Origin of the sequence: Velocimicrobium porci, from assembly GCF_009696045.1 — a bacterium.
Taxonomy (GTDB): domain Bacteria; phylum Bacillota; class Clostridia; order Lachnospirales; family Lachnospiraceae; genus Velocimicrobium; species Velocimicrobium porci.
In genome coordinates, this window is record NZ_VUMT01000041.1 from 1 (window position 1) to 13,031 (window position 13,031).

Annotated in this window: 16 protein-coding genes; 15 read left to right on the plus strand and 1 reads right to left on the minus strand. The window is 37.1% G+C overall.

What is annotated here, in order from left to right:
* Positions 1-138: 138 nt before the first annotated feature.
* The 15 genes from eutA to FYJ58_RS14135 all read left to right on the plus strand — a co-directional run bounded on the left by eutA (position 139) and on the right by FYJ58_RS14135 (position 12,693).
* On the plus strand, positions 139-1,569 hold the full coding sequence (eutA, locus tag FYJ58_RS14065) for an ethanolamine ammonia-lyase reactivating factor EutA (RefSeq protein WP_154520316.1): 1,431 nt from the start codon (positions 139-141) through the stop codon (positions 1,567-1,569).
* A 23-nt stretch (positions 1,570-1,592) separates the two neighbouring features.
* Entirely contained in the window at positions 1,593-2,963 is a 1,371-nt protein-coding gene (locus FYJ58_RS14070) for an ethanolamine ammonia-lyase subunit EutB (protein WP_154520317.1), read from the plus strand.
* A gap of 15 nt (positions 2,964-2,978) precedes the next feature.
* Positions 2,979-3,878: an ethanolamine ammonia-lyase subunit EutC gene (gene eutC / locus FYJ58_RS14075; RefSeq protein ID WP_154520318.1), complete on the plus strand. Its 900-nt coding sequence runs from the start codon at positions 2,979-2,981 to the stop codon at positions 3,876-3,878.
* A gap of 21 nt (positions 3,879-3,899) precedes the next feature.
* Positions 3,900-4,550: an ethanolamine utilization microcompartment protein EutL gene (eutL, locus tag FYJ58_RS14080; RefSeq protein ID WP_154520319.1), complete on the plus strand. Its 651-nt coding sequence runs from the start codon at positions 3,900-3,902 to the stop codon at positions 4,548-4,550.
* Between the two features lie 24 nt (positions 4,551-4,574).
* The gene (locus FYJ58_RS15215) at positions 4,575-5,171 is read left to right on the plus strand and encodes a BMC domain-containing protein (RefSeq protein WP_154520320.1); all 597 of its coding nucleotides are present in this window, start codon (positions 4,575-4,577) and stop codon (positions 5,169-5,171) included.
* A gap of 6 nt (positions 5,172-5,177) precedes the next feature.
* Positions 5,178-6,647 (plus strand): acetaldehyde dehydrogenase (acetylating), encoded by a 1,470-nt coding sequence (locus FYJ58_RS14090; RefSeq protein ID WP_154520321.1) that lies wholly within the window; start codon positions 5,178-5,180, stop codon positions 6,645-6,647.
* A gap of 80 nt (positions 6,648-6,727) precedes the next feature.
* Positions 6,728-7,012 (plus strand): ethanolamine utilization microcompartment protein EutM, encoded by a 285-nt coding sequence (gene eutM, locus FYJ58_RS14095; RefSeq protein WP_154520322.1) that lies wholly within the window; start codon positions 6,728-6,730, stop codon positions 7,010-7,012.
* A 41-nt stretch (positions 7,013-7,053) separates the two neighbouring features.
* Complete coding sequence (locus FYJ58_RS14100; protein ID WP_328597865.1) at positions 7,054-7,830, plus strand: ATP-binding protein; 777 nt, start codon at positions 7,054-7,056, stop codon at positions 7,828-7,830.
* Between the two features lie 10 nt (positions 7,831-7,840).
* The gene (gene pduL / locus FYJ58_RS14105; RefSeq protein WP_154520324.1) at positions 7,841-8,452 is read left to right on the plus strand and encodes a phosphate propanoyltransferase; all 612 of its coding nucleotides are present in this window, start codon (positions 7,841-7,843) and stop codon (positions 8,450-8,452) included.
* Between the two features lie 29 nt (positions 8,453-8,481).
* Positions 8,482-9,303: an ethanolamine utilization protein EutJ gene (eutJ, locus tag FYJ58_RS14110; protein WP_154520325.1), complete on the plus strand. Its 822-nt coding sequence runs from the start codon at positions 8,482-8,484 to the stop codon at positions 9,301-9,303.
* 13 nt (positions 9,304-9,316) lie between these two features.
* The gene (locus FYJ58_RS14115; protein WP_154520326.1) at positions 9,317-10,063 is read left to right on the plus strand and encodes a hypothetical protein; all 747 of its coding nucleotides are present in this window, start codon (positions 9,317-9,319) and stop codon (positions 10,061-10,063) included.
* A gap of 20 nt (positions 10,064-10,083) precedes the next feature.
* Positions 10,084-10,371 (plus strand): EutN/CcmL family microcompartment protein, encoded by a 288-nt coding sequence (locus tag FYJ58_RS14120; RefSeq protein WP_154520327.1) that lies wholly within the window; start codon positions 10,084-10,086, stop codon positions 10,369-10,371.
* A 42-nt stretch (positions 10,372-10,413) separates the two neighbouring features.
* Positions 10,414-11,640, plus strand: a complete 1,227-nt coding sequence (locus FYJ58_RS14125; RefSeq protein ID WP_154520328.1) for an ethanolamine utilization protein EutH — start codon at positions 10,414-10,416, stop codon at positions 11,638-11,640.
* 23 nt (positions 11,641-11,663) lie between these two features.
* Entirely contained in the window at positions 11,664-12,110 is a 447-nt protein-coding gene (locus FYJ58_RS14130) for a cupin domain-containing protein (RefSeq protein WP_154520329.1), read from the plus strand.
* A 40-nt stretch (positions 12,111-12,150) separates the two neighbouring features.
* A complete protein-coding gene (locus FYJ58_RS14135; RefSeq protein ID WP_154520330.1) occupies positions 12,151-12,693 on the plus strand; it encodes a DUF2284 domain-containing protein in 543 nt (180 codons plus the stop codon).
* Between the two features lie 147 nt (positions 12,694-12,840).
* Here FYJ58_RS14135 and FYJ58_RS14810 read toward each other — a convergent pair whose 3' ends face one another.
* Positions 12,841-13,017 (minus strand): hypothetical protein, encoded by a 177-nt coding sequence (locus tag FYJ58_RS14810; protein WP_205839277.1) that lies wholly within the window; start codon positions 13,015-13,017, stop codon positions 12,841-12,843.
* Between the last annotated feature and the right edge of the window lie 14 nt (positions 13,018-13,031).

Consider the following 13,031-nt stretch of genomic DNA (forward strand, 5'->3'; position numbering starts at 1 on the left):
GAACCGTCAGACATGATAATTATTTATGATAACATCTGATGAAGGAAGAACACCTTCTTCTGTTATCTGATTTATAGAAACTTGTTAATTAAGTAGTCTTAATTGACTACATCATTATTATACTAGGGAGGTGAAAAAATGAGAGAAACAATTCTTAGTGTAGGAATTGACATTGGTACATCTACAACGCAATTGATATTTAGCCGTTTAACGATTGAAAATCTGGCTAGCAGTTATACGGTACCAAGAATTAGTATTGTGAATAAAGAAGTTATTTATAGAAGCAATATTTATTTTACACCTCTTCGTTCAGCAACAGAAATTGATGCAGAAGCAATCAAGCAGATTGTCCGGACAGAATATGAAAAAGCAGACATCCATGCTGAGGAGTTAAAAACAGGAGCTGTTATTATTACAGGAGAAACAGCAAGAAAAGAAAATGCAAATCAAGTGCTTGCTTCCCTAAGTGATTTGGCTGGAGATTTTGTCGTAGCGACAGCCGGACCGGATCTGGAATCCGTTCTTTCTGCAAAAGGTGCCGGAGCAGACCGCATGTCTGAGGAAAATCGAAATATTGTTGCTAATATTGATATTGGTGGTGGAACAAGTAATATTGCCTGCTATCAAAAAGGAAAATTAAAAGGAGTCTCCTGTTTAGATATTGGAGGACGTTTAATTAAGATAAAAGACAAAACCATTATTTACATATATCCTAAAATAAAAGAACTGGCCAAAGAACATGGAATCTTTTTGGAAGTAGGAGAACAGGCAGATCAAAAGAAGTTAAAAGAGGTTTGCCGTCTTATGGCAGATCAGCTTGCCATGGCGCTTCATTTAAAAGAGAAAGATGAATTTCATTCTAAGCTTTACACGAATGATGGGAAAGCAATTCCCGATTCTCTTGCAATAGATGCTGTTACGTTCTCTGGAGGCGTTGCTGATTATGTCTACAATAAAGAGGTGGAAGATGTTTTCCGGTATGGTGACATTGGAATCCTTCTGGGACAGGTGGTAACAGAACAAAAAGAGTTCCAAGAGATTCCATGGTATGAGGCAGTTGAAACGATTCGTGCAACCGTTGTTGGAGCTGGGACTCATACAACAAATGTTAGCGGAAGCACGATTACCTATGCAAGGGATCAGCTTCCAATCAAAAATATCCCAATTCTTCGGATATCGAAGGAAGAAGAACAGGATTTGGAGCAATTAACCGCTTCGATTAAGGAACAGATACCGATTTTTGAGGTAGATGGAAGGTTAGAACAGGTAGCGATTTCTCTTTCGGGAGACTATCATACAAGTTTTGCAGATATTCAATTGCTTGCAGCTGCCATAGTAAAAGGTGCAGATGTAATAATAAAAAGTAGCTATCCACTGGTAATCGTAGTTGAGAATGACATAGGAAAAGTTCTTGGTAATGCCATTCAGGTCTTATTAGAGAGGAGGAAAGATGTAATATGTATTGATGGCATCCATTCACAGGGTGGCGATTACATCGACATTGGCGAACCAGTGGCAAATGGAAGAGTAGTTCCAGTGGTAACAAAAACATTAATATTTAATTCATAAAAAATCAAAAGGGGTGAATACGATTGATTCTTAAAACAAAACTTTTTGGCCATACTTATGAGTTTAAGTCACTAAGAGAAGTAATGGCAAAGGCAAATGAAGAAAAATCGGGTGACAAATTAGCTGGTATTGCAGCTGAATCTGCAGAGGAAAGAGTAGCAGCAAAGGTTGTGCTTTCCCATATCACATTGGCGGATTTAAGAAATAATCCAGCAGTTCCTTACGAGGAAGATGAAGTAACAAGAATTATTCAGGACAACGTAAATGAATCTATTTACAATGAATTTAAAAACATGACAGTTGCTGAATTCCGTGAATGGATTTTGTCCGAAACAACAACAGGAGCTATGATTTCCAGGGCTTCCAGAGGTATTACAAGTGAAATTGTTGCTGCAGTTTGTAAATTAATGAGTAATTTAGACTTAATTTATGCGGCAAAGAAGATTCGCGTTACTGCACATTGTAACACAACAATTGGTCTTCCTGGAACCTTTTCATCAAGACTCCAGCCAAACCATACAACCGATGATCCAAAAGGTATCATGGCTTCTGTAATGGAAGGTTTCAGTCTTGGATGTGGAGATGCTGTATTAGGATTAAACCCAGTTGATGATTCTGTAGAAAGCGTAGCAAGAATTTTAAAGAGCTTTGATGAATTTAAAAATAAATGGGAAGTTCCTACACAAATCTGTGTTCTTGCTCATGTAACAACACAAATGGAAGCAATCGAAAAAATGAATGCACCAATTGATTTGATGTTCCAGTCAATTGCCGGATCGCAAAAAGGAAATGAAGCATTCGGTCTGACAGCAACTATGTTACAGGAAGGTCATGACATGATGTTAAAACGTGGAACAAGTACAGGGCCAAACGTAATGTATTTTGAAACAGGACAAGGTTCTGAGTTATCTTCTGACGCACATCATGGATGGGATCAGGTAACAATGGAAGCACGTTGTTATGGATTTGCAAAACATTATAGTCCTTTCTTAGTAAATACGGTAGTAGGATTTATTGGACCTGAATATTTATATGATTCAAAACAGGTTATCCGTGCAGGTCTTGAAGATCATTTTATGGGTAAATTAACTGGTATACCAATGGGATGTGATGCTTGTTATACAAACCATATGAAGACCGATCAAAATGATATTGAAAATCTTGCAATGCTTCTTGCATCCGCAGGCTGTAACTATATAATGGGTGTTCCTGAAGGGGATGACTGTATGCTTATGTATCAGTGTACAGGTTATCATGAGGCAGCAGCACTTCGTGAAATCCTTGGACTTCGTCCTATTAAAGAATTTGACATGTGGTTAGAAAAAATGGGATTCTCTAAAGATGGTAAATTAACACCATTAGCTGGAGATGCTTCCGTATTTTTGAGTAAGTAGAGAGGAGGTGTAGGTATGGTACAAGAAAATGAATTAAAATCAATTATTGAGCAAGTATTATGTGAAATGAATTTATCTGAAAAAGTAGATACAGATACAATTGCAAAACAAATGGCAACAACAAATGAAGAACCTACAACTGGTATTGAAGAGGGATGTATCCCTGATATTACAGAAATTGATATTAAGGAACAATATTTAGTAGAAGCCCCTATGAACAAAGAAGCATATGCAGATTTGAAAGCATATGCACCTTGCCGTCTTGGAATTGGAAAAGCAGGTGCACGTTATAAAACGTTACCATCTCTTGAGTTCCGTGCTGCTCATTCTGCTGCCCAAGATGCAGTTTTCTCTGATGTTGATCAGGAATTTATTGATAAAATGGGACTTTTCACAGTTTCTACACAATGTGACAGTAAAGATACTTATCTTACAAGACCAGACTTGGGAAGAAAATTAAATGAAGAAGGAAGAAAAACAGTAGCAGAAAAATGTAAAAAGAATCCAAAAGTACAAATTTATGTATCAGATGGATTAAGTTCAGCTGCAGTAGCTGCTAATGTAGCAGACGTACTTCCTGGTATTATGCAAGGATTAAAAAGCTACGGAATTGATGTAGGAACACCATTCTTTGTAAAATATGGTCGAGTTGGTGTTATGGATGAAGTTTCCGAGATTACAGGAGCAGATGTAACCTGTGTATTAATTGGAGAACGTCCGGGACTTATTACTGCTGAATCAATGTCTGCTTATATCGCGTATAAGGCAACGGTCGGAATGCCAGAGGCAAGAAGAACTGTTGTATCCAATATCCATAAAGCAGGAACAATTCCAGCAGAAGCCGGAGCACATATTGCTGAAATTATAAAAATTATGTTAGAGAAAAAAGCCAGTGGTACTGATTTAAAACTCTAAGAGTAAGGGAGGAATTGTAAGATGAAAAGAGATCCATTGAAAGCGACAGTCCTTGCTACCAAGATTATTCCAAATGTAAATCCGGAATTGGCAAAAGAGCTTGGACTTAATAAAGATCAAAAGTCTATCGCTTTGATTACAGCAGATTGTGATGATGTTACTTATACTGCATTAGATGAAGCAACAAAGAAAGCAGATGTCCAGGTTGTATATGCAAAAAGTTTTTATGGCGGCGCTGCAAATGCGAATACAAAGCTGGCAGGAGAAATTATTGGTATTCTTGCAGGACCAAATCCTGCTGAGGTAAAAAGCGGATTAGAAGCTTGTGTAGATACAATCGAAAATGTAGCTCATTTTGTATCTGCGAATGAAGATGACAGTATTTGTTATTATGCACACTGTATTTCCAGAACAGGCTCTTACTTATCAGAAGGTGCAGGAATCAAAGAAGGAGAGGCATTGGCATATTTAATCGCTCCTCCATTGGAAGCAATGTACGGTATAGATGCAGCTATGAAAGCGGCAGATGTAAGTCTTTGCGTATTATATGCTCCACCATCAGAAACAAACTTCGGCGGTGCTTTATTAACAGGAAGCCAGTCTGCTTGTAAATCTGCCTGTGAAGCATTTGCAACAGCGGTAGAGTTTGTTGCAGAAAATCCAATCTTATAATAAAGCAGCCGAGGAGGTATTACGATGAAAGCTTTGGGTATGATAGAGGTCTACGGAAAGCTTGCCGCAGTAGAAGCACTTGATAGTGCATTAAAGGCGGCAAATGTAGAACTTGTCGATGTAACTCGTGTAGGTGGAGGTTTGGTGACTGTCATGATAGCTGGTGATGTTGGTGCAACAAAAGCAGCGATTGACGCAGCAGAAGCTTCCGCTGCGAGAGTAGGTCGTGTCATTTCCGTTCATGTAATTCCAAGACCTTCGGAAGATGTCGGACATATGGTAGCGAGAAAAGAAACAAAAGAAAACTTACAGGTTGAGATTGAAGAACAAGAAGAAACAATAACAGAAGATAAAGAAGAAATAACAGAAGATAAAGTCTTAGAACAGATAAACGAAGAAATAGAAGAACCTACAAAGGAAGAAACTCAGCCAAAAGCTTTAACAGAAATAAAACAAAAGAAAGAAGTAATTACAAAAGAATCGTTACAGAACATGACCGTAGCAAATCTTCGTAGTCTGGCTCGGCAATTAGAGATAACAAATATGACGAGAAAACAAATTCGATTTGCAACTAAAGAAGACTTAGTAAGGTCAATTAGCGAATTTTTGGAACAGGAGTGATAGGCAATGCAATTATACGATAAAGACCTTTTGTCCGTTCAGGAAGTAAGAGAATTAGTAGAAAAAGCAAAAACGGCACAACAGGAATTGAGCAACAAAAGCCAGGCAGAAGTAGATGAAATTGTTGCTTCGATTGCAAGAGCGGGTGTACGCAATGCAAAACGCCTTGCAAAACTTGCAAATGAAGAAACGGGCTTTGGTGTTGTAGATGATAAGGTAATTAAAAACATTTTTGCAAGTGAAGGTGTTTATGAACATATAAAGGATATGAAAACAATTGGGGAAATTGGATATGACGAAAAATTAAAAGTTCGTTCGATTGCAATTCCGGTAGGTGTAATAGCAGGATTAATTCCTTCTACAAACCCTACTTCTACAGCTCTTTATAAGGCGGAAATTGCAATTAAAGCAGGAAATGCAATTGTATTTTCCCCACATCCAAACGCTCTTCATTGTATTTTAGAGACAATAAAGGTAATCAGACAAGCGATTGCAGAAGCTGGTGGAGATGAAAATTTAGTATCTTGTATTACGATACCAACACTTCAGGCAACTGATAACCTAATGCGCCATCCGGATATTGCAATGATTTTAGCAACCGGAGGTTCTGCAATGGTTCGTGCAGCATATTCTTCTGGAACACCGGCAATTGGTGTTGGACCGGGTAATGGACCTGCATACATCGAAAAAACAGCTGATATTGAAGTTGCAGTAAAACGAATCATGGATTCAAAAACATTTGACAATGGAACGATATGTGCTTCTGAGCAGTCTGTCGTTTGCGATACTGATATGGCAGAAGCTGTCCAAAAAGAAATGGAACGTCAGGGTGCCTATTTCTTAAGCAATGAAGAGAGAGAAAAATTAAGTAAATTCATTCTTCGTGCAAATGGAACAATGAATCCTATGATTGTTGGAAAGAGTGTACAGACAATCGCTGAATTAGCCGGTCTTACAATACCGGAAAGTGCAAGAGTAATCGTGGCAAAAGAAGATGGTATTGGAAGAGGTCATCCATATTCAAATGAAAAACTGGCACCGATTCTTGCTTTCTATACAGCAGACAGCTATAAAGAAATTTGTGAATTATGCCAGAGTATTTTACATTATGAAGGTGCAGGACATACATTTAGTATTCATACAAAAAATGAAGAAATGGTATCTTATTTTGCAAAACGAATTCCGGCTTCCAGAATTATTGTTAATTCTCCAAGTGCATTAGGAGGAATTGGAGCTACAACTGGTATGATGCCGGCACTTACATTGGGATGTGGTGCAATTGGAGGAAGTGCAACTTCTGAAAATGTTGGTCCAATGAACTTGTTAAATATTCGTAAGGTAGCAATTGGAATTCGTGAAATAGAAGATATTAAGGCTTCTGTTAAAAAAGTAGATTCTGAAATGGACAAAATTCCTACCGATGTACCAATTGATAAGATTGTTGAAACAATTATTAAAAAATTACAGGCAATCTAAATGGGATGATACTTTTTCATCCATAAAAAATAAAAAAATAATCAGATTAAGTGAATGTGAAATATAAGGAGGAAATTATTATGGCAAATATGCAGGCATTAGGAATGATTGAAACAAAAGGACTTGTTGCAGCAATTGAGGCAGCAGATGCAATGGTAAAGGCAGCTAACGTAACATTAATTGGAAAAGAACATGTTGGTGGCGGTTTAGTAACGGTTATGGTTCGTGGAGATGTTGGAGCAGTTAAGGCAGCAACTGATGCAGGTGCAGCTTCTGCAGAACGTGTTGGAGAATTAGTTTCTATCCACGTAATTCCAAGACCACACGAAGAAGTAGAAACCATTCTTCCAAAAGTAGCAGAATAGTATATCGTATATGATAAATCAGGGAGGTGGTTTTGTTGAAGGTGATTACAGAAGCAATTCTTAGAGATGAACTAAGAGCAGAAACGCCAGAGGTTTATTATGTTCCTGAGGGAACTTTGATATCTCCTGCGGCAAGAGAATATCTTCAACAAAGAAAAATTAAAATCGCTAAAGGTGAGAAACCGTCTTCCAATCCATCCGAAGATAAGGCAGTTTCTTCTGAGAAAGAAGAAGCTGCCAAAGCTTCAAATGCTGTGGCTTATAAATATACGGATTATGAAACCGGTGCTTATTATCCGGAGAAACCGGAGCATATGACACAGCTCTTTGGAAATGTATTGGTTGTTAAAAATCATCCTCGTATACTATTTCGTGGAAAACTGGATAGTCTGCAGGCATTAATTGTATTAGATCAGGCGATTCTTGCAGAAACTCCCGGAAATGAAAAATTGATTCGTGATTTTGGAGAACTGCTCGGAATTACAAGAGAGTTAATGCGTTGTGATGTATTAGATGAAGAGTTTAAAAATGATATGATTTTAGGTCTGACACATGACGAACTAAGAGCAAGATCGCATGATCCAATGCGTTTTTTCAAGATAAAGCAAATGGTGCTTCCAGATTATACAATGGGAAAAGCTTATGCACTCATGAATCAGTTACGGACAGCGATTCGGGAAACAGAAGTTGCAGCAGCAGAAGCTTTTCGAGAAGGAACGAAATATGTAAGAGGCGATATTATTGAAGAATTAAACCGTTTGTCCAGTGCAGTGCATATTATGATGTGTATGTATCTTGCAGGACAATACAAGGAGTAGGAGGATACAAATGGAACAACTTGTTTTAGCAGTCACAGAAGCTGTAAAAAATGCAGGGCTTGTTCAGGTAGAAGTATCGGCAAGACATGTTCATCTTAGTGAACAGGATTTTGAAGTCTTATTTGGACAAGGTAAGACACTTACTCCAAAGCGTGAATTATCCCAGATAGGTCAGTATTTATCAGAAGAGCGGGTTACTTTAATCGGACCAAAAGGCGAGAAAAAAAATGTTGCAGTGCTTGGACCATTGAGAAAAGACACACAGATTGAACTTTCGAAGAGTGATTGTGTTATGCTTGGTATTAATGCTCCGGTAAGAGAGTCTGGAGATATAAAAGGATCTGCACCAATTACAATTGTAGGACCGGTTGGAACTCTTCAGTTAGACGAAGGAGTAATCATCGCTCATAAGCATGTTCATGTACCGGAAAAGGTAGCAAAAGAGCTGGGATATCAGGATAAAGAAAGAGTAAGTGTAGAATTATTTACAGAACGACCTGTTATTTATAAAGATGTTATTTTAAGAGTAAGTGATAAATTCCGTTTCCGTATGCATATTGATTTTGATGAAGCAAATGCAGCAGGTGTCAGCGGATTTACATTAGGCAAGATTATAAAATAAGGCAAGAAGGTGCAAAGGAGTTTATTCATATGATGGATTTGGAGCGTATCGATTCTTATATAGCAAAAGTAGTTGAATCAGAAACGAAAACATTTAAGCCAGTTGGAGAAAAGCTGAAAGTTGGATTGGATTTGGGAACCGCTTATATTGTTTTGGTTGTTTTAGATGAAGAAGATAATCCAATTGCCTGTGAGAAACGTGCAGCGCGTGTCCTTCGTGATGGGGTTGTTGTTGATTACAGCGGAGCACTTCAGATTGTAAGGGAATTAAAAGAAAAGTTGGAAGCCCGAATTGGAAAAGAGTTACTTTATTGTGCAATTGCGATGCCTGCTGGAACAGAAAGCAGTGTGAAAACACATCAGTATATTGCCGAAGGTGTAGGATTTGAAGTAACTAATATTTTAGATGAGCCATCAGCTGCCAATTCTATTTATCAGATTGAAGATGGAGTTGTAGTGGATATTGGTGGTGGAACAACCGGTCTTGCAATTTTAAAGCATGGAGAAGTTGTTCAAATTGAAGATGAACCAACCGGTGGCACTCATTTATCGCTTGTATTAGCTGGAAACTATCACATTAGTTTTGATGAAGCAGAAGTGCTAAAACAGGACTATAAAAGGCATAAGGAGATTTTTCCGGTTGTAAAAGCGGTGATAGAAAAAATGGCAGCAATTATTAAGCGTTATATAAAAGACAAATCAATTGATACAATCTATCTTTGTGGAGGAACTTGCTGTTTGACCGGAATTGAAGGAATTATAGAAAAAGAAACAGGAGTTCGCACAATAAAGCCTTCCAATCCATTTTTAGTTACTCCGGCCGGAATTGCTATGAACTGTAAATTTGAGTAAAGGGGGGAAGACAATGGATATAGATTCATTGGTGGAAGCAGTTACCGCCCGCGTGAAACAAAAATTATACTTAGAAGAAATGACCGATAAGAAAAAGCTTTTAATAATTTCTCAAGAACATGGAACGGATTGTCATTCATTTTTGGACTGCAATAGTTGTTCTTGCGGATATATGGAAGACTGTGCATTGTTAAAAGAATATCAGGTTCAAATGGAACAATATGATGTTGTTCTTTTATACCAGCTGACAAATGAAATGTTAGGAAAAATAACAGCTGGAATTGGTGATACACCATATGCCAAGCTGGCAATCGAAGCAATTCTTTTGGGTAAAAAAATATATGTTCCTAACGAAGAAGTTGAATTATATCAATATGAAAATACGGCTCCAAAGGCCTATTATCAGATGATGTATGAGAAAATTAATTTGTTAAGAGCTTGTGGTGTTATTTTCTGTGGACAGAAAGATTTAGAAAAGAGACTATGTCAGGCTGATACTTGTTGTGAAAAAGCAGAACGTAAAGAGGAACAACAGGAAAATGAAAAAGAAGGCAGTCAGAGTGAATGTCAGTTTGTTCAAAATACTTGTACAAAAGAGACATTTTGTTTTTCTAAAAAAATTATAACAGAAAAAGATATGATAGATGCCTATCAAAACGGAGCGAATGAAGTAGAGATTCAAAAGCATGCAATCCTTTCGGAACTTGCAAAAGAATATGCTCATGAAAAAAATATAAATATTACAAGACTTCTGTCTTAGGAAAGGAAGCCGGTGCAAGTATGAAAGTGGCAAAAGTAATAGGAAATATATGGGCGACACGAAAGGAAGAAAAGCTGGCAGGCTATAAACTTCTTATTGTGCAGCCAGTGAACATGTTAGATGGCTCAAATGATAAGCTCCCAATTGTGGCAGTTGATATGATTGGGGCTGGTGTTGGCGAAAAAGTTCTGATTGTAAATGGAAGTTCTGCGAGAGGAGCTGTTGGAAGTCAGGATGTTCCCGTAGATGCAGCGGTTGTGGGTATTGTTGATGACCAAGAGATTGATCGGGAATTTCTTTCAGATTGACCATCAAAGATTTACGATATCGAAAAATAGGAGGAAGAGGTTATGTGGCAAGAATTAATTGACAATATAACAAACGTAAGTGTATTTACGGATAGCTTAAGTGAGTGGATTTCTGGCTTATCAGTTAACTCAGTTATTATCTTTATAATGATGATTTTTATGATAATTGGTGCAATTGATAAAATTAGAGGTAACAAATTAGGGTATGGAGAGCAGTTTGATGAAGGATTTAATGCAATGGGACCTTTAGCAATTGCTATGGCGGGTGTTGTAGCTGCAGCACCAGTGTTAGCTATTTTGTTAAAACCAATTATTGTTCCACTATATAATTTAGTAGGTGCAGATTCATCCATGTTTGCAACAACATTACTTGCTTGTGATATGGGTGGTTATCCACTTGCAATGCAGTTAGCAGAAAATGAATCAATTGGTAACTTTGCAGGATTAATATTAGGAACTATGATGGGACCTACTATTGTATTCACAATTCCAGTTGCATTATCCATTATTAAAAAAGATGATCGTCCATATCTTGGAGCCGGTATCTTAGCTGGTTTAATTACAGTTCCTTTAGGATGTATTGCCGGTGGTCTTGTAATGAATATGACACCATATAAAATCGGTATTGGAACAATTCTTATCAATTTAATTCCTGTTATCATTATCGCAGGTTTAATTGTAATTGGATTGTGGTTTGCACCGGCAAAAATGATTAATGGATTTAATCATTTCGGTAATGCAGTAACAATATTAATTACAATTTTTACAGCAATTGCAGTATTCGAATATCAGACAGGAATTCAGTTCCCACTTTTCAACATTATGGTTGAACCAGACGCGGATGGAGTTATTCCATTAGAATCAGGTCTTTTAGTTTGTGGTCAGATTGCAATCGTATTAATCGGTGCATTCCCAATGGTAAAATGGATTACGAATACATTTGAAAAACCATTAAAGAAATTAGGTGCTTTATTTGGAATGGATGAGAAAGGTTCAGCAGGTATGGTTGCGAACCTTGCCAACAACATTGCTATGTTTAACATCATGGGCGAAATGAATGCAAAAGGAAAATTATTAAACGTTGCTTTTGCCGTATCAGCAGCATTTGTATTTGGTGATCATCTTGGATTCACAGCAGGTGTAAATAAAGAAATGATTTTCCCTGTTGTAGTTGGAAAGTTAGTAGCAGGTATTACAGCTTTAATTTTAGCAAATGTATTGTCACCAATGCTTCTTTCTAAGATCGAATCTGCGAAATCTGATAAATAAAATTTTGAAAAAGGGGTACGAGAATGAATATTAGTGAAGAAATGATTCGAGAGATTGTAGAAAAGATAGTTCGTGAATCTCTCCATAAGGTAGATTATACAGAAGGCTTTCGTAAAGAAAAAGATCCAAGTGGAATTTTAATGATAAAAACAGACACTGTAAAATGTGAACCATTTGGAGATACGGAAGGTGTTTATTTAAAAGATATTGTAACATTAGAAGAAGCACCTAGAATGGGTGCAGGTATTATGGAGCTTGACCATACAAGTTTTGAATGGACATTAACTTATGATGAATATGATTATGTCATTGATGGTGAATTAGAGATTGAAATTGATGGAAGAGTTGTGACAGGACATAAAGGTGATATTATTTATATTCCAAAGAATAGTCATATCCATTTCCAGACACCTAGCACTGCAAGATATGCTTATTTTGTATATCCGGCAGACTGGCAGTCACAAAGTTAAAAAAATATTTTGAGATTAATTTAGGGAGGAGCTGGCTGCAATGTACCAGACGGAGACCGTTGTAAAAAAAATATCAGTTCATCAATTATTTGAAAACTATTGGAAACCGGATATATGGTGTGAAGCTTGTAAAACATGTCCATATTATGGTACGTTGTGGTCTTGTCCACCCGGAGTTCCGAATGCAAAGGAGTATTTGGGCGAATTTTCTTCCGTGTGTTTAATCGGAGTTAAAGTGATTTATGATGAAGAAACACGAAAAAAATCAATTGGAAGTGAAGACAGGTATCGGGATCTTACTTATAATAAAGTTCGGAGAACAATTTTAGAAACACTTCTGTTTATGGAAGAAATAGAAAAAAATTCTTTAACGGTTGCAGCAGGAAGATGTGAGATATGTAAAAATTGTGCAAGAAAAGACGGAAGACCTTGCATTTATCCTGAAAAAAAGAGATATTCTTTTTCTGCATTTGGCTTTGACATTACGGAGATTGCTTCGAAGGAGTTAAAAAGTCCACTTCTCTGGAGTGGAAACGGTCTTCCGGAATATGATATGGCAATTGCTGCATATTTTGTAAAGTAAAATATAGTGTTATGAAGAGATAGAAACAATTGTAGTAAAATACAGTGTTTCTATTTTTTTTACTTTATAGGAAAGTTCGACTTTTGTTAAACGCTTGAATGAAAATAGCCCGCACAAAGGCGGGCATGGGAAATAGACGATGCAGGTTTAGAAGATATAAAAGTCTTCCACACCAGCTTCGTCAGCAAACAAGTCGTCTTCATTTAAGAAATAATCCATATCCAGAAGTTCTTCCTCGCTCATACGGCGAATGTCCTTGGAAGTCATACCTTCTGGGGGATTATCCATATATTTTTTGCGTAATTCCTCGATGTTTGGTTTCATAGTAGTTTATCCTC